Origin of the sequence: Lysinibacillus pakistanensis (genome assembly GCF_030123245.1) — a bacterium.
Taxonomy (GTDB): Bacteria; Bacillota; Bacilli; order Bacillales_A; family Planococcaceae; genus Lysinibacillus; species Lysinibacillus pakistanensis.
In genome coordinates this window covers 3,381,172-3,402,601 of record NZ_CP126101.1, presented here as the reverse complement: position 1 = coordinate 3,402,601, position 21,430 = coordinate 3,381,172, and the positions used below count along the sequence as shown (strand labels likewise).

Here is a 21,430-nt window from a genome sequence, read left to right as displayed (position 1 = left end):
CAATACTTCGCAATATCCTTTTTATTTGGTAATTAAGCTACTCTACGAATAGCATCAATTTTATTACAATCTATAGTTAACGTTCCTGTAGTACTTGGCTCTAGGAAAACAGCACAGCAATTTTGAGGATCAAAGGAAATGAAAGTCACGCCTAAGAAGCTTAGACCTCCAGTTAAAAAGATGTCTAGTGTAACTGGAGCTTCTAATCTTCTTAATTGTTGGCAGATACAGCCTCTACAGTTAGCACTCATTCTAGGTGTGCATTTTTCTTCTTTACAGGGACAAACTTTTTCTTCTTCACAACGACAACGTTTTGCTGCTGCCTCGTTACAACATTTTTTAAAACATTTATTGTGGTCAAAGTTCATATAAGTTCCATATCTTCTATCTTCCATTATAAAAACCTCCCTTCATCTATTATTGTAAAGGTAGTGCTTTACATTAATAATCTATGAAATCAAAATGAAAGAAGATTGGCAATATGTCCGATAGGCTATATAAAATACTTTAAATTTCTTAACGTTAGTTAGCATTATGAGATATCCCCAATGTAAATCACTAGATTATAAGAAATTTAAAGGCATCCAATTATTACTAAACATTTTTAGAAAGTGTCGCAATTAGTTGAAGATTGAAGTGGCAGGGAGTAAAGCTTGATTTCTGGGGAGACAAAAAGACGAAAGAATAAGCAATCTATTCCTTCGTCTTTTTACATTAGGTTGGAGATGAGAGAAAATACTTCTCAGAAAGTAGATTTATTGATGCTTTTGTTGGAAAGCTACCATGAAGTCACGTAATGCTTCACAAGCCTCTAATGGTACAGCGTTGTAAGTTGAAGCACGACAACCACCTACAGAGCGGTGTCCGTTTAGTCCGATAAATCCTGCTCCCTTTGCTTCAGCTAGGAATTGTTTTTCAAGTTCTTCATCAGCGACACGGAAAGTAATGTTCATTAAAGAACGGCTTTCTGGTGTAGCATGTCCTTTATAGAAGCCATTGCTATTGTCAATTGCATCATAAATAACTTTTGCCTTTATTTCATTGTGCTTCGCAATTTCCGCAACGCCACCCTTGGATTCTACCCATTTTAATACCTCACCTAACATAAAAATACCAAAAGTTGGTGGTGTATTATATAAAGAATTACTATCAGCATGAGTTGTATATTTCAACATCGTTGGAATATTTTTATTTTCTTTTTCTAGTAAATCCTTACGAATGATGACAACCGTTACTCCAGATGGGCCAAGATTTTTTTGAGCTCCTGCATAAATAAGTCCAAATTTGCTGATATCGATTGGTTTTGAAAGAATATCACTAGACATATCTGCCACTAATGGGACATTGCCTGTTTCCGGGTATTCCTTCCACTGAGTACCATAAATTGTATTGTTTGAAGTAATATGCACATAGGCATCCTCTTCGTTGAAGTGAATATCTGCTAACGCTGGGATACTACGATATTGATTTTCTTTAGTACTTGCTGCTTCTACAGGTGTACCAAATAATTTGGCTTCCTTGAAGGCTTTTTCAGCCCATGAGCCTGACAAAACATAGCTTGCCGTTTGATCTGCTTGAAGGAAGTTCATGGGTACCATTGTGAACTGCAGGCTGGCACCTCCTTGAAGAAACAGAACTTCATAGTTTTCTGGGATAGCATAAAGCTTTTTTAATAAAGCAATTGCTTCATTATGTACTTCATCAAAAATAGCACTGCGGTGACTCATCTCCATAATGGACATACCTGAATCACGGAAGTTTACTAATTGCTGTTGAGCTCTTTCTAGTACTTCTAGCGGTAGTGCAGATGGACCTGCGTTAAAATTGTATGCGCGTTGTGTCAAAGTGGTACACTCCTTATTGTTTATAAAGTGAGTTTTTGTTCATTCAACAGGAGTCGATTCTCTCCTCGTGAATAGTAGATAATTTCCATCAGGCTTTTACATTTTGTTCATACATGTATTCTAAAGCAACTGGTGATGAACTAACCGTAAAAGCAGGATAAAAGAACTTTACTGGATTATAACTCAATTTTCAATAGAAAAAATAAAATTCTCAATATTTAAGCAAAATAGTGTCACTCTCGCTACAAAATGTACACAATTAAGTAAATTAAAAATGACTATTAAGTGATAAATACGAACAAATACATGGATGAATAGGCGCTTATTGAAAATATATTCGTAATTTATTAATCATTACAATCATTTTAATGTTGAACGTTCGTGTTTGTGTGGTGGGGAGTTGTAAGTACCTAAACTCCTGTCTTCCCTTTTAGTTTCAGGGGCTAAATAAGACCACTTATAGTCATTTTAGTACCACTTGTATAGCAAAGAGAAAATGCAATAAATTGCAATGCTATAGTATAAATCAGAGAAGGGAATGTGGCAAAAAATGAATGGGGATAAAAATAATCTGCTATTCATATATTTTCAGAGGTGTATGGAGAAAAGCATACTTAACTTTTATAGAAAAAGCTTTCATGCATGCTATGAAAATACAAAATTTTAGGAGGTTGTAGGATGAATAAAAAAGCATGGCTAATTGTTAGTTGTTGTTCAGCAATTTTAATATCTAGTTATTCCATTGTTCAGTATTTTTTCATGGATGCACATCAAGCAGGGTTTGTAAAACTAAAGCTAATGTTAAATTCCACATTAAGTTCACTATGGTACATAATGCTTTATATACATATTATATTTAGTGTTTTAGCATTAGTTATCGGTCCCTTTACGCTATACTCAAAATTTAGAGAAAAGAATAGTAAGCTTCATCGCACATTGGGAAGAATTTATATGATGGGTATTTTATTTGGGGGTACTTCGGGTCTTTATTTGGCATTTCATGCAACTGGAGGAGTAATGTCTCAGTTGGGTTTTGGCCTATTATCTATTTGTTGGCTAATTACAGCTTCGCAGGCACTGGCTAACATTAAACATAAAAAAATCGATACTCATGAAAAGTGGATGATTAGAAATTATGCCTTGACCTTTGCAGCCGTCACATTAAGAATCTGGCTAGCTATATTTACGGGATTATTCGGGATTCATCATTTTGAAATAAGTTATACAGTTATCGCTTGGCTCTGTTGGGTGCCTAATTTAATCATAGCGGAGTGGCTTATTAAACGGAAACATAAAAAGAGGGACTCTAAGTTACTATTTGGAACATAAAATTTTGTAGTGGCGAACATCTTATTTTAGCTATCAAAAACATGTTGCCTTATTCAGCTCCAAAAAACAAGGCTGAATGCAGATAAACAACACAACTTTCGGTATAATGAATGTTGACTATGATTCAAAGGGGTGTTCGAATGTTTACAGTAGAAGAAGCATGTTTAGTGGTTGTCGATGTACAAGGGAAGTTAGCAACAATCGTGGATGAAAGCGAAGTCACAATTCAAAATGTCTCTAAACTGGCTCAAGCTATGCAAGTACTGGGAGTACCTGTATTATGGCTAGAGCAGAATCCAAGCCGTTTAGGTGGTACCGCATTAGAAATTGCCCAACATATTCAGGGGCAGCCGATAGCCAAAATGGCATTTAGTGCATGTCAAGAGGAAGAATTTATGACGGCCTTAAAAACTACTGGTCGTTCACAATTTATTGTGACAGGAATCGAAACGCATATTTGTGTCTATCAAACAGCTCGGCAGTTGAAAGAGCAAGGCTTTGAGGTGGAAGTTGTTGCAGATGCGGTATCCTCTCGTACAAAGGAAAATAAAGAGCTAGGGCTAGAGAAAATGAAGGCACTAGGCATTTTACCAACGAGTACAGAGATGATTTTATACGAGCTTCTGCAAAGAGCCGATCATGAGCATTTTAAAACAATATTACAGCTTGTCAAGTAAACGATTAAATACGGATTTTCAATGGATGTTTGAAGGGTCTAAAGGACTTAATCAAACATCTTTTTTGTTTTTCAAATAACATAATAGCAAAGCCGCACCTTCATGCGACTTTGTTCTTTTATGCAGGCATTTCAGTAGGTGTTGGTTTAGCATAGCCTTCTTTATATGTGTCATCTATTGCTTGACGAATTTCCTTTAGACTCATGCCATCCTTATGCATTTTGGCAGATTGTACAGCAATTTCGAGACATACCAAGCAGCGAGTACCGTGATCATCCCAAACGATAGCTCCATCCTTACGCTTCTCCTGGATAAAGCAATTTAAATTACTTTTATGCCCTGCAGATTCACCACATCCACAATAGCATGGTATCCACTCTAAAACCTCTGTGGCTTGTCCAGCAACTTGATACACTAAGCGAATATTTTCAGATTGACTGTCTAAAAAGGAAGGGAGAACGTCAGCAGACGCTGTTTCTTCCTGAATATCTCCAGTGTCATGAGGAGCATGTCCTTCATGTGAAGCTTCATTTTGCCCAGAGTCCTGATTTGATTCAACAGCCTTTTTTTCATCACCGCAAGCACTTAACACTAATAACGACATAGCAAAAAGAAAAATGAGTTTTTTCAATAGAACGCCTCCTAGATGTTTACACTACTGCCATTATAGCATCGCTAGCCGAAACATTTATAGGAAGAGTAGGGAGATTTAATGAAATATATCTAAGCCACGTGTTTTGTTCATGAAAAGTTCCATTTTCTCACTCAATAATTTTTTTAAGTAAAAGCCAAATAAAATAAAGACTAACCAGAAGCAAGATAAAAAGGCTAAATCTACCCAGACCTTTGTCCAAATTATACCTCCAACTGCCTCTCGCATCATTTCTATTGCATAGGTAAAGGGAAGAAATGGGTTAATTAATTGGAAAAAACCCGGTAATAGTTCAACTGGATATGTGCCTCCAGAGCCAGCAATTTGCAATACCAGCATGACAATGGCTAATGCTTTTCCTACATTTCCGAACACCGATACGAGTGTATAGACAACTGTCACAAACACTAAGCTAATAAAAAGACCAAAAGGTATAAAATAATATGGAGAACTAATGGATCCATCTAGAATAACAATATCGCCAATTGTTATAATCAATGTTTGGATAAAAGAAAACGTAGCAAATGTTAATAGTCGACCAAAATAGATGGCACGAATACTGTATTGTGTATGATTATGAATATCCACGGATAATAGTGAAATTAACAATAAACAGCCGACCCATATAGACAATACTGTGTAAAAAGGAGTCATAGCAGTTCCATAATTTGAGATTGGAAACATTCTATGTTCCTCAAGTTTAATAGGCTCTTCAAAGAATTCCCGTTCAGCATTAACATCATTTTTTAGCAATTGAACAATTTCGGATATGTCTACCTCATCTTCTAATGTACGTAGCTTCTTAGCGAGATCTCTAATTTTGGTACTAAGTGTAGGAAAATTGGATTGTACTTTAGAAATGGTATTATTGGCTGTTTCTAATGTTTTTCTAGCACTTTTTAAGCGATTCGTAGCTTCTGGTATGGAATTTTTTACATTTGTTAACATGGTAGCTGCATTTGTTAACGTATTTTTTGCAGATGATAAGGTTGTATGAATTTGTGGTTCAAGATTCTCATTATAATGTGTAACAAATTGTTGTAGATTGTTAGCAGCAGTTTGTGCAATTGATTGAAGATTAGCGAGATCCTTTTTTATGGTTTCTTCATTTAAGACATTGAGCTTTTGTACGTTTGTATGGACATCTAAGAGCAAGGTATTGAGCTGTTGTAATGATGTTAATGTGTTTAATGAATAGTCAGTTAAACTCGGATTTGTTTGTAAATTTCCTCTGATAGCCTCAAGTTTTGTGATGAGCTCCTTATTGACGTCTTCATTCTGCTGTAAATCCGTAATTATAGTTTCAAGTGAGCTTTCAAGTTGCTTGCGTGAAGATGCATCAGCCTGTGTTAAATTTTGGAGTGCTTCGAGTGTCTGGATGCTATTATTGACCTTTTTTCGTGAATCCTCTAGTTGCTTTTGTATCGTTGCCTTTGTTTGTGCAATCTTCGATGTATCCACAGCAGCATTTTGTAGCTTCTCTAATAGCTCTGAAAAATGTTGGGCAATTTGTTGAACAGTTTCCAAATCCTTTTTAATGGCTGGAGATAGCTGATTAAACACCGTCTCTGCTTCGTTCATTAATGTTAAACCATGCTGTATAGTTGTAAGACCATCATTGGTTAATGCCGCAACCTTTGGCACCTCTTTAATGGTGCCATCTAATAGTAATTCAGCTTCCTTACCACCTGTAGCCGTTTGTGCTAAAAATGTTTCAATATCAGGTAGATGCTGCTCGATGGTAAATAGATAATGTTCAAATTTTCTAAAGTCAGGTATTTCTCGTTCCATCTCTACGCCAATCGTATTAAAAATAGAGAAAAGCGTTCCATTGACGGTTGAAACAAATTCGTTTGATACTTGTTGAGTTAGCACACTAGCTCCCTTACTAGTGATTTTTGGTGCAATAGGATTGATTTTTTCATTCACATAATAATCAATTCGTGCTTTAGTCGGTTGGTTGGATAGGATAGAGGTGAGTTTTTGAGAAAAATCATTTGGAACAATAATCACCGCAAAATAATCGCCATTTTGTAATTGATCAATGGCTTGTTCATGGGATGAAAATATCCAAGAAAAATTTTTATTTGTTTGTAAATTGTTGACTACCTCGTTCCCAACATTGATATTTTCTCCTCTAACGGTAGTTCCAATGTCTTCATTAACTACAGCGATTTTCATATTAGCTGTGTGGGCGTATGGGTCCATAGAGGCATAGATATTAAGCCATGCATATAGAGAGGGTAAAAAGATGAGCCCACCAATAATGACAGCTACTACCCAGTTTGTTAAAATATTATGGATATCTCTTTTATAAATTTGCAGGCTATGTTGGATAGTGTGCTTCATTGTAACCACCTCCACATTCATTTTGAGCTAGATCTTTAATATGTATGTTCCCAAATTTGGGCCAAATTATGTTTGAATTGTGGAAAAACTTATTATTAAAGGCAAATTAGTTTACTAGGATTTCAAAATACTTTATAATCAAGTCGCGAATACACTAAATTTAGGGTATTTTTAGTGTCTAAAAGGAGGAACACATGAAAAAATTACTGATTATTGGCTCCATTATTGTTGTACTATTTGCAGCAATTATTGTGCTAACAAATGTGTCGAACAAAAGTAAGCTAGCAAATGCTAAGGATTTGTATGGCGACAAAGAACTGAAACAAGAGACAATCGATCAATTAGATGATAAAAACTACCAAAATATTATGCTGCCTGATGAATTAGAGAAAAAAATCAAGGCTGGAGAAGATGTAAATGCCTATTTCTTCAGTCCAATATGTATGCATTGTAAAGCATTTACACCTGTATTAATGCCAATTGCTGATGAGTTAGGTGTTGATATTGCTCAACTGAATCTTTATGAGTATGACGATTTAGGGAGTAAGTACAATATCGAAGCGACTCCAACGTTTATCCGTTTCGAGGGTGGTAAAGAGGTTAATCGCTTTGTAGGTGCATTACCTGAGGAAGATTTACGAGCATTCTTAAAGACAGAGGTATTAAAAAAATAGCATGAATGATGAGACTGTTTCGAAAGTTAAATTTTGAGCAGTCTTTTTTTTATTGTAGTTAGTGTATACTAAATATACTGAAAAGTTGTACATTGGAGGAAGTTAGAATGACGATGGATGATTATTTTTATAATGGAGAGCTAATGAAATGCTATGAGGCAGCTAAGCAAGTGACAGATGAAGCGGAAAAGGCGTTAGCTGAAAAATATATACAATTATTAGAAGAGTATGATTTTGCTAGCTACCCTAAGTCTATGCTAGGAGTTGAAACTCAGCATGTGGAGCGCTCAGATGAAAGCTATCCTGAATCAGATACTGTCGTAGAAATTCGTGGAATAAAGGATGAGGCTGAATTTTCTAGGCGTATCCAAGAGCTAGAGAATATAGCGAAAATAGGTACGCCCTATGAAAAAGCACAATCATTTTTTACGCAAGGTGAATTATTTTTGTTTGCGCACCATTACAATGAGAGTGTGCATTGTTTTAAACAAGCTGTTAAGGAAAATCCAAATAAGGCTCTATATTGGGGAATTGCAGGACAAACGATGCACCGTTTTGGCTGGATGCCCTTTGATGCACTCGGCTATTTAGAGCAAGCAATTTATTTAGATCCCCATAACGCACGCTGGAAGTGGAATAAAGCGCTTGTCCTGATTCAATTAGCGAAGGATTTACAGCTGGCACCGTTTATGGCAAATGCCGCAATTACCTTAGAGGAGGCCCTTGCCGCTTGTGGAGAGCATCAGCGATCACTGCGGGAAGCTATACAAAATACGATGGATAATATGGATAGCTATGTATTTTCATAGCAAGGGAAAGATGTCTCGAAAATCGAGGCATCTTTTTTGTGACCATTATTCAAGCTAATCAGGCAATAACCTATGTTTTTTAACTTCTTTCAGCAATGTTTTTTGTATCGAAAGCGTAGCGGCAGCGGCAGATACAGAAGTAGCCCACCTCAATAGGTGGTGAGATGAATGTGAATTAAAGCTACTTTTCAGAGGGTGTCCAAACTCCCGCTGAAATAGAGGAACTTAGTCTAAGAACCCCACGTCCTGTGGCAATTTATCTGTGCGAAAGCGAAGCGACAGCAACAACAACAACACACGACTGAGTGACCAACATCATGTTGCTGCCTCTACGTTAGCACTACGCTTTCGCACAAAAAACATCATGTTGCTGCCGCTACGTTAGCACTACGCTTTCGCACAAAAAACATCTGTTGGCCCAAAGCCGCGGATGTCAAGGAATCGAAAAGGAGTTAATAAAGGATGTTAGCCTAAAATCATCGCATCCATGCGATAACGGCTAACTGACCTGCATCACGCAGGCCTAAGCACAAAGCCGATTCCTGACGCAATTATGTTGAGGCATAATTGATAATCAAATGGAAAATCGAAACCTCTGTTATTAGGGGTATTTTATAGTATAATTATTCCAATATTTCTAAATGAAATATTGAAAAAAGTCTTAAGTAAAGGAGGGAAGTTACAATGGGGAAATTCAATGATGATTTTTCATTTGTAAAAAGGGGGAGTCAATTTCTTGTATTAACTGTGATTTTCTTAAGTGTCATTGCTTTAGGTGGGGACCAATTATATGGCATCTTCGGTAAGAACAACTATGTCACAATTCATTTAATGATGGAAATCCTCATTATTGTGGTAACCATGGCGATTTCGATTCAGGCCTGGTTAGTTTCACCCTATATTTTATCGAAACGAGTTCTCTATGCTGGCGCTTTATTTTTAACCATTAGCTTAATAGAAATAGCCCATTCCCTATCCTATAAAGGAATGCCTTTCTTCATTACAGAGAGTACACCATATGCTGCCACATGGTTCTATATGCTAGGGAGATTGCTTTTATCGATTGGTGGTCTTGTGCTTCTTTTTATGAAAGACAAGGAAGTTAAAATCACCTTTCGTTGGCAGATTTATCCGCTGCCGTTTTTAATAATTATAGCTTGTTTTGCTATTCTTTATGCTCCTACACCTATCTTGCCATCACTAATCATTGAAGGAGAAGGGCCTACAGCATTAAAAAATACTTTGCAATATTTAGCGGTCCTGTTACACATCGTCATTATTATAGTTTTACTAAAAAAATTTAAAAGAGCACCAAAAATAATTTTTCTTTCGGTGGGCAGTGCGATTTATTTAATCATGAGTGATTATCTTTTTACAATATATCGTGATGTTTATGACATTAAAAACTTTATTGGTCATATTTTTCAGTTAAGCTCTTTCTACCTTTTATTTAGAGCAATTTATTTTTCATCTATTGAAAAGCCTTTTCAACAACTAATGGATACACAAGAGCATCTAGAAAAATCTCGTGAACAAATGCATTATATGGCCTATCACAATGAAGTAACGAACCTGCCAAATGATCGTTTTTTAATGGAGACATTAAAAAGAAATTTATACATAACTGCATCGCATAAAGCAATTATTGCCATTGGTATCGAAAGGATTTCAGCTATTAAAGCATCTTTAGGTAATACATATGCAGACCAGATGATCAATCTGATTGCACAACGGCTGAAAAACGTGATACCAGAGAAATATGATCTTTGTATGCTGAGAGAGGATTATTTTGTGATTTTTATCGATGAAGTAGTTCATACCCATCAATTAACCCAGCTAAGTCAGCAGCTTCAATTGGTCATGGAGGAGTCATTTCAAGTACAACATTTTTCCCTCAATAGTCAGCTCAATATTGGAATTTCTTTATTTCCTACAGATTCAAATAGGGAGGAAGAACTTCTTAGATTTGCACTCTATGCGATGCATGAAGCACATAAGATTCCATCACGTATACGATTTTATGAATCCTCCATGTCTAGTGAAATGACAGAGCGTCTTGTATTAGAAAATGATTTACATGATGCACTAGACAACCAGGAGCTTTATTTGGAATATCAGCCTCAAATCAATCTACAATCAGGTGAAATAAAATCAGTAGAAGCTTTAATCAGATGGCAGCATCCAAAAAAGGGGTGGATTTCGCCAGGGGTTTTCATTCCAATTGCTGAGGAATCTGGTTTGATTATCCCTATCGGACAATGGGTGTTAGAAACAGCCTGTAGACAAGTGAAACAATGGGAAGCAGCCGGCCTACCTCCAATGAAGGTGGCTGTTAATTTATCATTAGGTCAACTTTTTCAGCAAAATCTAGTGGAAATGATACAACAAGTGCTTGACAAGACACAGTTGGATGCACAATTTTTACAGCTAGAAATTACAGAAAGCATGACGATCAACAGCAATCATATGACGACAATATTACTTCAACTAAAGGGACTTGGTGTGACCATTGCAGTAGATGATTTTGGGACAGGCTATTCATCCCTATCTTATCTGAAGGATTTTCCGATAGATTGTTTAAAGATAGATCGTTCTTTTGTCCAAAAGATACATGCAGATTCTACAGATAAGGCATTAGTAGACATGATTCTTTCAATGGCCAAGCATCTACAGTTAAAGGTAGTTGCAGAGGGAATAGAGGAGATAGATCAGCTAAGCTATTTAGTCAATAGTAAGTGTGATGCTGTACAGGGCTTTTTATTCAGTAAGCCTATACAGCCGGAAATATTGCAGGAATCCTACAAATCACTTCACAATCATGTGAAGAGTATATTAGATTCAATTTCAGTTCTAGAAAATTAATATGAATGGAGCTTTTCAGTAAGTCTTCCTCCAAATAACGAATGCTTATCATAGATGTTAAAGAAAATGCCTAGTTGTGAAGGATTATGGACTCCACAGTAACACATATCGTGTAATTGTGGAGATTGTTAGCCGTCCTGTCATTGAATTTGTCGTTTCAGTGTTATTCCAACAACCGTCATTTCAGGCATAGGGATTGCCCGTTTCTTTATATTCTACAATCATGGTATGATAGAGATGATTTGATTTGTAGATATAAAGGACGGTTTTTATGGCACAAGAAGAGGCAAATAAGTTTATTGAAAATGTGTGTAATCATTTAGTGCGCAATATGGATATTTCAAAGGTAGAGCAACACTTTAAAGAAACAATTGCAATGCAGCGTGAATCGGCACAGTCTCAATTTGATTTTTGGGATAGACTGATGGTGAATATGCTATATTTTACTGAAAATGAGCAGGTTTGGGAAAAAGAACTCTTAAAAATGCTTGTAAATAAAGAATGGTTAAAGCCAGCGGAGCTTGAGGAAGAATTATTGATGCATCAGCTACGTATCCGTCAACAGGTCGCTGAGCAAATCGATGAAGCGAAAAAATTGTTTCATAAGCAATATGAGACAGACGGGTTAGTAGAGGAGGATATCATTTACGATTATGCTTATAGTTCTGCTGGTCATTCTATGCGTATGGATTTAATAACGGTATTGGTGACGACCGCAGAGCAATCAAAACTCCTATTTAATGCTGATCCACAAGAAACCATCCGCATTGTGAATGGTTATATTGCATACCATACAGATCAATTAATAAATCGAACTAAATTGAAATAAGTTTTTCTTAGAGGCTACCTAATATGTTAGGTAGTTTTTTATAATGTCTGAGCTGTATGATGGCCGGAAGAAAGAATTCAGCAGGGGAATTAATAAAAGAACCAGAGGCACAATTGAAGCGTACTCAAATGGCAACATTTTAAACGGTCCACTGAAATATGAGCAATAAATAAGTTATGCAGGAAATGAATATGGTAAGATAATAATGATTCCATTTGAAAGGATTTTGTTCATGAATACACCATTTACCTTTAAACATACACAACCTACTACTATGGACCCTCATAAAAAATATCCAGCGATTTTTTTACTGCATGGAATGGGTAGTCATGAAGATGATTTACCACAATTAGTGCAGGATTTTAAAGAACAATGCCATATTTTTAGTTTACGTGGACCTATTACCCAAAAGCCTGGCTATGCTTTTTTCACTATCCAAGAGGTTGGTAAACCAGACCGTGAAATCTTTGATAAAGTTTTAGTAGCTTTACAACGATTTGTGTTAGAGGCTATTGACGAATATCAAATTGATCCGCATAAAGTATTCGTGCTGGGCTTTAGTCAAGGAGCAGTTTTGGCACAATCACTTGCCTTTGTAATGGGCAATTTAATTACTGGGGTAGTAGCATTAAGTGGCTATACACCAAAGTTTGTTACAGAAGAATATGCAATTCGCCCAATTAATCATCTACGTGCTTTTATTTCTCATGGTGATTATGATTATGTTATTCCGCCACAATGGGGTACAGAAAGTAAAGAGACTTTTGAGCAGTTTGGAGCAACTGTAACATTTAAACAGTATGCAGATGGACATGGTGTTACACCAGAAAACTTACGAGACCTTACTGCCTTTTTAGCGCAGGAGTTACAAGAAAATTATCAATAATGAAAGTCGAGACATGTGTTGTCTCGGCTTTCATATTGTTTAAAAATTTATTTGGATAAGCTCCTATCTTTATCCGTCACAGCAGCTACCGCATCATGAATCGTTGTTTCAAAATGATTGCTTTGTAAGGAGGATACACCTTGAATAGTAGTTCCACCTGGTGAGCAGACCTGATCGACAAGTGCCCATGGATGTTCCTGTGATTGTAAAATCATTTTAGCACTACCGAGCACTGCATTTGCAGCTATATTCAGTGCCATATCTTTTGGCATTCCTTCACGTACAGCTGCACGTGCTAAAGCGTCGATATACATATAAGTAAATGCTGGTGAAGCCCCACCTATTGTTGTAAAAATAGAAAATAAACGTTCTGGCACCTCAATAATTGTGCCAACTGTTTCAAACAAGGAAATAACGAGTTGAAGCTGTGCAGTTGATACTTGCTCACTTGCTGTATAACAGCTTGTGGATGCGCCGATAAGGGCATTGATATTTGGCATTACACGAATAATAGGGGTATCCTCAGATAAATAATCTTGTAGATATGTAATATTTTTGCCTGCAGCAATGGAAACAATGACGTGATTGTCATGTAAATATTTTTTTAACTCTGGTAAAACATCTGGCAGCATTTGAGGCTTAACACCAAGGATAATAATGTCACAATTTGACATAATTGCTGCGATAGAGCTTGTAGCTTGAATACCGTAAGAGGTTGCTAATTTTGTTGTTTTGGCTTTCGTCCGATTATAACCGTAGATCATGGTAGAATCGAAATCCCCGCTTTTGCACATACCTTTAATAATAGCTGTCGCCATATTACCAAGGCCGATAAATCCATATTTCACGTGGTAGACACTCCTTTATATAGTCCAAACATACACATTAGTATAAAATAGATTGTTTTTCTTGAATAGCAATATGCAAAGAATCAAGGCAATAAGGTTCAAATTCACAACAGTCGGTGGTATCATAGAAGATGTTGTGAATGGAACTACTTCCTTATACTTACGATAAAGAAATCATGTACTTTATGTGAACATAGAGACAGACTCTAGCTTCAAGAGGTAAAATAATAATTTGATATGTATGCAAAATTTGTCGTTTTCTATTGAGGATAGCTTGTAGAAATTAAGAGAGAAAAGGAATTAAGATGAATGGAACAAAATCTAAAAACGGAGCATCAACAACAATCTCGCTCTACTATTTTAGCGCAAACAGTTAAAACAGGGATTATTAAATCCAATTTAATTCCTATGTGGGCTGGTTTAACGCTGGGGATGTACAAAAATAAAATGACTTTTATCGAGAATATTCCTGAAATTATTTTTGCCACTATAGGTTCCGCACTTGTTATAGGAGCCGCTGGAGCATTTAATAATGTCTATGATCGGGACATTGATGCTATTATGCCTCGTACGCAAAGTCGTCCTACAGTTACAGGCGAGATGTCCACGAAATCTACTCTGACTTTGGCATTTACTATGCTTATTTTGGGTGTGGCTGTACTATATCTTGCATCACCACTAGCTGCAGCATTTGGTTTCCTTGGAGTATTTTTGTATGTAGTGCCGTATACAATGTGGACAAAGCGGCGCACTATCTATAATACAGAAATCGGAAGTTTAGGTGGTGCGATTCCACCTGTCATTGGTTGGGCAGCAGTCTCTTCCGACATTACACATCCAGCAATACTCGGTCTATTTTTTGTTATGGTTATATGGCAGATGCCTCATTTTTATGCAATAGCTATTCGTAAGCATGCTGACTATGAGGCGGCTAAAGTTCCAATGCTTCCGGTTGTAAAAGGAATGCGCCGAACGTATTATCAAACGAACTTTTATTTACTATTACTAATTTTATCAAGTTTTCTATTCGGCTCTTTAAGTATTGGCATTATGCTTGTGGCGTTATTGCTTAGTATCGCATGGCTTGTAATGAGTATTTACGGCTATCATAGTAACAAGGATCAAACTAAATGGGCGACAAAAATGTTTGTCTTCTCACTATTCCATATGACTATTTTGTTTTCAACAGTGATTGTGTACTCTTTAGTAGGTGTTATTTTTAAATTGTATTAATATCATCCGATTACAACAAAAGCCAACAAGTTATTCATCACTTGTTGGCTTTTTCTTATCTACTGATATGATTTGGCGACTTGGCCATTCCAACGCATGTAATTGTCCGCCAAAAACAGCTCCACCGTCAATGCCAATTATATGATTTTCTCCAAAATAGACATTGTAATTAGTAGGGTTTTGATGAAGTCTATACGTAGGTGTATGGCCAAAGACGACTGTTTTATCTCCCTGATAGCCTGTGTGAAATTCCTCTCGTATCCATAACAATTGCATAGGGTCAGTTTCAGCCAAAGCTACTCCAGGAACGACGCCACCATGTACAAAGATAGCATCTTCTAACTCAATATAAATTTCAAGGGTTTCGATAAGCTGTAAATGTTCTTCAAGCTTCGGTAATGTCTGAATAAAAGCTGGTAAGGTGTTATTACGAATGGCTTCTTCAAAATCCGCTACCTGATAACCATAGCTTGCAAGCGTAGCATCTCCGCCACAGAGCCCTACCCAATGATTCCAAGGCTTTAGATGACCAGAGCGACAGGCTTTTAGCATAATTGCCTCATGGTTTCCTAAAAGAACCCGTGCACCCATTGCTCGCAATTCGCTTACTAGGTTTAAAACACCGCTTGATGCAGGTCCTCGATCGATATAATCACCTAGTAAAAATAGCTGATCCTGCGCAGCATCATAATTTGCTGCCATTAATAGTTCCTCAAAAAGTTCTAATTCCCCGTGTATATCACTAATAGCTAGTATTCTATTCATATAAGTGCATCCTTTCCAGTTAAGTACAGTTACTATTTAGTATAGAGAATAGTTTCGCAAAATTCGACTTTTCTACTCTCCTAGACGAATTACTGTTTACGAAAGTTTTCTATTTTCCGAAATAGTATTGATGAATGACTCTATCTTATCAATGCTTCAAGCGATGGACTTCTTATTTAGTAGATGGTCTAAGTCCTATTATCACATCTTAAAATTTTCACTAATGAAAAGTTTACTTTATCATATGTCAGAGTGATTCCAATTCCTTCATCGTTCGTCTATAGTGTTGGGATAGTGGAAAGGAGGGAGCATAGTTGCTACAGCAATTTCAGCAAGATTATGAAAAGCACAGTGATTCTATTTTCAAATATATTTATTATTTGGTAGGAAACAAGGAGCTAGCAGAAGATTTAACACAGGAAACATTCTTTAAAGCCTATCAATACATGCATACATATAGGAAGGAAGCAAATATTCTTACATGGTTAAGAAAAATAGCCCGAAATTTAGTATACGATTACTATAGACGAAAGAGAATTTATCAATTTATCCCGTTTTTTCAAAAGGATTGTTTACAAGATGAAGCCTTGTTACCAGAGGAGTTTATACTGAAAGGGGAAACTTTTTTAGCTGTTTTTCAAGCACTTTTTAAGATAAAGCTTGAGTACCGAGAAGCTATTATTTTGCGTTATATCGAGGAGCTATCTGTTAAAGAAGTCAGTGATTTACTTGGCTGGAGCGAAGCAAAGGTGAAAAATAATACGACACGTGGTCTTAGGGCAGTACGAAAAATACTGGGGGAGGAGGGAATATGTTATGAATGATTCAATAAAAAATGCTTTGCGACAAATGCAGGATTTAAAAAGATCAACAAAAGCTAAAGAGCTGACATGGGAAAATCTAGAGAAAAAAATGCAGATGGAAACAAAACGTCATCAATGGCAGTATCGTACAGCATTTACGGGTGTGGTTGTTATGTTATTTTTATTCATCATCTTGTTAGTAAATGGCAATGAGAGTTCCAAAAATGCAATGCTTCCTTTAAAGGAGGAAATAGCATCGGTTCATTATATAGCATCCGCTACAAAAAACCAATTTATTGGTAAAGATTCAAGGCTTTATTTAGGCGTGAAAAAGCTATCTCCAAAGGCCTATAGGGAACTAGAAACATTATTAGCCTTACAGCAAGAAATTTTCCCGAGTGAAAGTGAAATTCAGGTATTTGATAATGATACGTATGATCTAGTTATTACCTTTAAAGATGGACATCAGCAACGCCTAAAATGGAATCGTTTTGCTAACGAAAATGGAGAATTATTAATGCTTGATTGGGATAAAAAAATATATTATATAATCTCTAAAGAAATGGCTGTAAAAATGGATGAGGAAATTATAGCGTTAAAAAGCAATTTTAAGAATTGGACATTATGGCCACTTGTTATACTAGGAGTTATGATAGTGGAAGCTCTTTTGAGTTTTTTAATACGAAAAAAATACAGGCTTCCAAAAAAGCCAGACCTCTATCCGGAAAAAAAGTGGATGCTAGTGGATATTGGTGTGTCAATGGTTATACTTTTGGTGGCAGTTAACTTAAAGAGTCCGTTGTATGTAGGTTGGTTAATACCTATCGCATTCATATTATGCTGTTGGGAATTTTGGATAAATCAAAAGTTAACGCCACACCGTGGTTATATAGAGCTTCGATTATTACGGGTTGCTTATCTTTTATCCATTATTATGTATTTAATAATCATGTTTGCATTATAAATAGGTAGCAATAAACTAACTGTCGGTGGGGATAAGGAAAACCCCACCGATTGTCTTATAGACAGTAGCATTTGGTTATTCTTTGAGTTTTTGCCATGCTTGCTTTGCAATATTTTCATCAAATGTTGAGAGAAGCCGATAGTTATTGGAATCTAGAATTCGAAAATGTTGACTAATAACATTTTGCTGCAGGCGATAACTATTGTATTCACTTAGGCTTTTCCACCATATGTAACCACCCATTGTTTTTTCTTTTGGCTGTAATGTTCCGTTATTTGCAATCAAATCCACAACCTCAAGTGGGTCACCACCAAGCTCATGCTGTAAAATTGAGCTTTCTCGGCATAAGGTACAAACTGCCACTGTTGTTGTCCAACCAGCCTGTATACGACCTTTTTCAATTTGAACAAGTGTTTTTTTTGAGAGCCCTAGTAAATCGCTCATCTGATCCTGTGTTAAATCTTTTTCGGTACGGATTAATTTCAGTTTTTCTGAAATAAGTGTGATTAATTGTTCACGATTCATCCAAACACCCTTTCTTTCAGATCGTTAAGTACCATTATACATCAATGCATTGGAGAGCGTGATTTCAGCTTTGATATATTCAAAATGGCTTATTAATGTAAAACAGACTGTCCAAATGATTTTGAACAGTCTGTATTATCCCGCAGATCAACTGCTCACCAAAGCCCAATTGGTTCAGGCAACTTCGTTACCCAGGATATAAAGTTTCACCGTATTGTTAAAATTCGTATTTTTTTGTGTCTGAAATAACGCGGAAATGGATTCCTTTAATTTGAGCGCTTACTTTATGACGAAGTGTATCAATATCGACAAGCTCATCATTATCATTCACACATTCTGCAATTTCCTGTAATAGCTTCGTAAAGGCTTCTTGGAAGAGTGAGCGCATATTATCGAAATCTAGACTACGGAAGTTCCCATCAATATCAAAGGCTTCAACAGAATTTAATTGCTTTGAAGCTCCAGCAAAGCGGTCGTCGTAAACTGTATAGTTTTCATCTGTGACAACGATAATATATAATGTTTCACCTGTAATCGTTTTTAGTTCGATATTCGTTTTGTGTTTTTTGACGTCCGTAATAATGTGTATACCGTCCGAATGATATAGCTTAAACAATTTCATATGTGATGCCCCCTGAAAATAGAATCATATTCATATTTCATTATATATTGAAATGGCTAATAATGGAATAAGGCAAAAGTATATGATAAATCAAAATAGCCCTTTTCGTGAAATATTAGTAAAGCTAAAAATGATATAATCTAAAAACCATAACTCAGTGATTAAGCTTGAACAATAGAGGGCAAGGCCTTTCGAAGAGGGCGCACCTCAATGTAATGGATTTGATGCCCTTGCTGCTCGTAGATACTAAATACATACGGAGCTAATTCAATGTTTTTTGTCGCTTTAATACCATTATTAACTGTTAGGAACCATCCACCGAGCGTTTCTACTTCTTCTGCTTCGAGGATTATATTCAATAAATTTTCTACATCTTCAACGAGCATTTTTGCATTTAAAATGTAATGATTGTCATTTAATTTTCGAATCTCTGCAATTTCATCATCGTCAAATTCATCACGAATCTCACCAACAATTTCTTCTAAAATATCCTCTACAGTAACAAGACCTGATGTACCACCATATTCATCCATTAAAATGGCCATATGAATACGCTCCTTCTGCATGCGTACCAATAATTGTTGAATTGGAATCGTTTCAATCACCCGAATTACTGGATTGATAAATTGCTCTAGTATGAGGGATTCATCCGTTAGCTGTTCAAGCAATCCATAGGTAAATAATTCCTTAGCATTAATAAAGCCTAAAATATTATCGCGATCTCCATCATAAACAGGATATCTCGTATATTTTTCAGCAGCTATAAAATGGATAATATTTGTAAAAGATTCATTCTTCTCTATACCAGCAATTTCTGTGCGAGGTACCATAATTTCACGAGCAATACGTTCGTCAAACTCAAACACATTATTCACAAATTTGAGCTCAGTTTTATTGATTTCACCACTTTTAAAGCTCTCTGATAGCAGTAATCGTAATTCTTCCTCAGTATGTGATAATTCATGCTCAGAAGCAGGCTTCATGCCAAAAAGGCCAACTAGTATACGAGCAGAACCATTCAAGAACCAAATAAATGGATACATTATCTTATAGAACAACATAATAGGCTTTGCAAACAACAATGTAATCGTCTCAGCCTTTTGAATAGCAGCAGTTTTAGGGGCTAGTTCGCCAACAACTACATGTAAAAATGTAGCAATCGCGAAAGCACTACCAATTGTGAAAACCGTCATATATTTATCTGAAATACCGACCATCTCGAAAAGTGGATGCAGCATAAATTCAAAGGTTTTCTCACCGACCATCCCGATACCAAGTGCAGTTACAGTAATACCAAGCTGACAGGCAGATAAGTATTCATCCAAATGATTAACAACATGCTTAGCAGAAATAGCTTTTTTATTGCCCTCTCCAATTAATTGGTCCAGTCTAGAGGAACGCACTTTTACGATGGCAAATTCAGTTGCCACGAAAAAGCCGGTTAAAGCTAGTAAAATGGTAAAAATCGATAGGTTAAGTATGGTCTCCAAATAGTCGTTCTGTATAAACAGAACGTCACCTCCTAATTATGAATAAGTAAAAGCAAAGATTGCATGAGTGCAATACTTTCGGGTGAAACATTTTTTTTAACTTTTTCAATATGTTTAGTGTCTTGATTGTTTATTTGCGCAAGAAGAGAAGTTACATCGTGCTCTAAGTCTTGCATTTTTAAACGAAGTATTTGTACATCGATTTCTTCATAGGGTGTGGTGTTTAACTCATGCTGAATTTCTACAAGGGATAAACCCTCCTGTTTGCGCTGCTCAATTAAATGAAGTCTTTCAATCATAGCAGGGGCATAATAGCGATAATTTGAGGCAGAGCGTTCAGCTTCTAATAAACCGATATTCGTGTAATAATCAATTGTTCTTTTCGTAATGCCTGTTTTTTCTGCCAGCTCACCAATTCTTAATTTCTCTGTCCCAATGCAAACACCTCCAAACCATCACGTGATACTTTGATTATAACGTGATGGTTTTATACATTCAAATTAAAGAATTCAATATTTCAAAATTGTAAGACTTCTTTTGTCAGGTATTTAATGCATGTAAATACTACAAGATGTAGGCAAAAAAATCAGTGGGAGGTGTGCCCACTGATCAAAGTTATATGTTATTTTTTTAAATATGTATCGTAAAGATAATCTAAAGCCTCTTCACCAGTCATTTCTAAAATTGTATCATCGTTAAAAACTAATGTTATCACTGTTTGTGAGCCATCGATTTGGTCATCCTTTATCACACATGTAACGTTTACCACGCCTGTTTCTGCGAGCTGTTTTTTCATAGCTTCATCCCATGTTTGTTCAGAAAATAGTGGTGCTTGCCATGTCCCTCTCACATGAAGCTCTTTTTTGTCAGGGTCATAATCCCAGCGTATGTCACGTAAAATAGATTTAAATAGGTCATTAACCGTAAAAGTTGTGTTTTTATAGTTAATGGTAATGGCACGTATAGCATGTACATCACGACCAACGGCACTCGCTGCGGAATCAGCTGCAGAATTAATGCCTGAAACTGCACCTTTAATTTCAGACAGTCGTTCCCCACAGCCGACTAGTAATGCACCTAAACATGCTACACATGCTAATTTTGTTATCCATCTCACAAGTAGTCCCCCCAGTTTTGCAAGTTGTTACTACTATATTATCGAAAAGAAAAATACGAAGAAAGGGCATGATGGCGGCAGATTGTGACGGTTTTGCAACGATACGACCTCCACTTGAATGTTCAAGCAATTGGAATTTTTGGTATCTGAAA

Annotated in this window: 21 protein-coding genes; 10 read left to right on the top strand and 11 right to left on the bottom strand. The window is 36.3% G+C overall.

Going from position 1 to position 21,430, the window contains the following annotated elements:
- Positions 1 to 32: 32 nt before the first annotated feature.
- A complete protein-coding gene (locus QNH24_RS16935; RefSeq protein ID WP_283868712.1) occupies positions 33 to 395 on the bottom strand; it encodes a hypothetical protein in 363 nt (120 codons plus the stop codon).
- Between the two features lie 360 nt (positions 396 to 755).
- Positions 756 to 1,844, bottom strand: coding sequence for a 3-phosphoserine/phosphohydroxythreonine transaminase (gene serC / locus QNH24_RS16930; RefSeq protein ID WP_283868711.1), 1,089 nt, complete (start codon positions 1,842 to 1,844; stop codon positions 756 to 758).
- A 678-nt stretch (positions 1,845 to 2,522) separates the two neighbouring features.
- Between serC and QNH24_RS16925 the strand changes: the two genes are divergently transcribed.
- Positions 2,523 to 3,173, top strand: a complete 651-nt coding sequence (locus QNH24_RS16925; protein ID WP_283868710.1) for a DUF2306 domain-containing protein — start codon at positions 2,523 to 2,525, stop codon at positions 3,171 to 3,173.
- A gap of 140 nt (positions 3,174 to 3,313) precedes the next feature.
- On the top strand, positions 3,314 to 3,850 hold the full coding sequence (locus tag QNH24_RS16920; protein WP_054770953.1) for a hydrolase: 537 nt from the start codon (positions 3,314 to 3,316) through the stop codon (positions 3,848 to 3,850).
- Positions 3,851 to 3,968: 118 nt separating this feature from the next.
- Here the strand turns inward: QNH24_RS16920 and QNH24_RS16915 are convergent, their stop codons facing one another.
- The gene (locus QNH24_RS16915) at positions 3,969 to 4,454 is read right to left on the bottom strand and encodes a PCYCGC motif-containing (lipo)protein (RefSeq protein WP_430675527.1); all 486 of its coding nucleotides are present in this window, start codon (positions 4,452 to 4,454) and stop codon (positions 3,969 to 3,971) included.
- Between the two features lie 105 nt (positions 4,455 to 4,559).
- Positions 4,560 to 6,851 carry a YhgE/Pip domain-containing protein gene (locus tag QNH24_RS16910; protein ID WP_283868708.1) on the bottom strand — a complete coding sequence of 764 codons (2,292 nt, stop codon included), beginning with the start codon at positions 6,849 to 6,851 and terminating at the stop codon, positions 4,560 to 4,562.
- Between the two features lie 194 nt (positions 6,852 to 7,045).
- Here QNH24_RS16910 and QNH24_RS16905 point away from each other — a divergent pair, with 194 nt between their 5' ends.
- The 5 genes from QNH24_RS16905 to QNH24_RS16885 all read left to right on the top strand — a co-directional run bounded on the left by QNH24_RS16905 (position 7,046) and on the right by QNH24_RS16885 (position 12,911).
- The gene (locus QNH24_RS16905; protein ID WP_283868707.1) at positions 7,046 to 7,525 is read left to right on the top strand and encodes a thioredoxin family protein; all 480 of its coding nucleotides are present in this window, start codon (positions 7,046 to 7,048) and stop codon (positions 7,523 to 7,525) included.
- A 107-nt stretch (positions 7,526 to 7,632) separates the two neighbouring features.
- The gene (locus tag QNH24_RS16900; protein ID WP_283868706.1) at positions 7,633 to 8,334 is read left to right on the top strand and encodes an O-linked GlcNAc transferase; all 702 of its coding nucleotides are present in this window, start codon (positions 7,633 to 7,635) and stop codon (positions 8,332 to 8,334) included.
- A gap of 684 nt (positions 8,335 to 9,018) precedes the next feature.
- The gene (locus QNH24_RS16895) at positions 9,019 to 11,196 is read left to right on the top strand and encodes a bifunctional diguanylate cyclase/phosphodiesterase (protein ID WP_283868705.1); all 2,178 of its coding nucleotides are present in this window, start codon (positions 9,019 to 9,021) and stop codon (positions 11,194 to 11,196) included.
- Positions 11,197 to 11,467: 271 nt separating this feature from the next.
- Positions 11,468 to 12,025: a hypothetical protein gene (locus tag QNH24_RS16890; protein WP_283868704.1), complete on the top strand. Its 558-nt coding sequence runs from the start codon at positions 11,468 to 11,470 to the stop codon at positions 12,023 to 12,025.
- Positions 12,026 to 12,257: 232 nt separating this feature from the next.
- Positions 12,258 to 12,911 carry an alpha/beta hydrolase gene (locus tag QNH24_RS16885; RefSeq protein ID WP_283868703.1) on the top strand — a complete coding sequence of 218 codons (654 nt, stop codon included), beginning with the start codon at positions 12,258 to 12,260 and terminating at the stop codon, positions 12,909 to 12,911.
- A gap of 47 nt (positions 12,912 to 12,958) precedes the next feature.
- Here QNH24_RS16885 and proC read toward each other — a convergent pair whose 3' ends face one another.
- A complete protein-coding gene (proC, locus tag QNH24_RS16880; RefSeq protein ID WP_283868702.1) occupies positions 12,959 to 13,759 on the bottom strand; it encodes a pyrroline-5-carboxylate reductase in 801 nt (266 codons plus the stop codon).
- 309 nt (positions 13,760 to 14,068) lie between these two features.
- On the opposite strand from proC, the gene cyoE reads away from it, so the two are divergent.
- Positions 14,069 to 14,992 (top strand): heme o synthase, encoded by a 924-nt coding sequence (cyoE, locus tag QNH24_RS16875; protein ID WP_283868701.1) that lies wholly within the window; start codon positions 14,069 to 14,071, stop codon positions 14,990 to 14,992.
- A gap of 30 nt (positions 14,993 to 15,022) precedes the next feature.
- Here the strand turns inward: cyoE and QNH24_RS16870 are convergent, their stop codons facing one another.
- Positions 15,023 to 15,757, bottom strand: coding sequence for a metallophosphoesterase (locus QNH24_RS16870; RefSeq protein WP_054770957.1), 735 nt, complete (start codon positions 15,755 to 15,757; stop codon positions 15,023 to 15,025).
- A gap of 314 nt (positions 15,758 to 16,071) precedes the next feature.
- On the opposite strand from QNH24_RS16870, the gene QNH24_RS16865 reads away from it, so the two are divergent.
- Together QNH24_RS16865 and QNH24_RS16860 are read left to right on the top strand one after the other, a co-directional pair.
- Positions 16,072 to 16,581: an RNA polymerase sigma factor gene (locus QNH24_RS16865; RefSeq protein WP_283868700.1), complete on the top strand. Its 510-nt coding sequence runs from the start codon at positions 16,072 to 16,074 to the stop codon at positions 16,579 to 16,581.
- Complete coding sequence (locus tag QNH24_RS16860; protein WP_283868699.1) at positions 16,574 to 17,524, top strand: hypothetical protein; 951 nt, start codon at positions 16,574 to 16,576, stop codon at positions 17,522 to 17,524. Before QNH24_RS16865 ends, QNH24_RS16860 begins: the two co-directional genes overlap by 8 nt.
- A 75-nt stretch (positions 17,525 to 17,599) precedes the next feature.
- Here QNH24_RS16860 and QNH24_RS16855 read toward each other — a convergent pair whose 3' ends face one another.
- The 5 genes from QNH24_RS16855 to QNH24_RS16835 form a co-directional block, all read right to left on the bottom strand.
- Positions 17,600 to 18,049, bottom strand: coding sequence for a helix-turn-helix transcriptional regulator (locus QNH24_RS16855; RefSeq protein WP_283868698.1), 450 nt, complete (start codon positions 18,047 to 18,049; stop codon positions 17,600 to 17,602).
- 217 nt (positions 18,050 to 18,266) lie between these two features.
- Complete coding sequence (locus QNH24_RS16850; protein ID WP_054770962.1) at positions 18,267 to 18,671, bottom strand: hypothetical protein; 405 nt, start codon at positions 18,669 to 18,671, stop codon at positions 18,267 to 18,269.
- Between the two features lie 161 nt (positions 18,672 to 18,832).
- Positions 18,833 to 20,161, bottom strand: coding sequence for a hemolysin family protein (locus QNH24_RS16845; RefSeq protein ID WP_283868697.1), 1,329 nt, complete (start codon positions 20,159 to 20,161; stop codon positions 18,833 to 18,835).
- Between the two features lie 32 nt (positions 20,162 to 20,193).
- Entirely contained in the window at positions 20,194 to 20,535 is a 342-nt protein-coding gene (locus QNH24_RS16840; RefSeq protein WP_430675525.1) for a MerR family transcriptional regulator, read from the bottom strand.
- Positions 20,536 to 20,783: 248 nt separating this feature from the next.
- Positions 20,784 to 21,278: a hypothetical protein gene (locus QNH24_RS16835; protein WP_283868696.1), complete on the bottom strand. Its 495-nt coding sequence runs from the start codon at positions 21,276 to 21,278 to the stop codon at positions 20,784 to 20,786.
- Positions 21,279 to 21,430 lie beyond the last annotated feature (152 nt).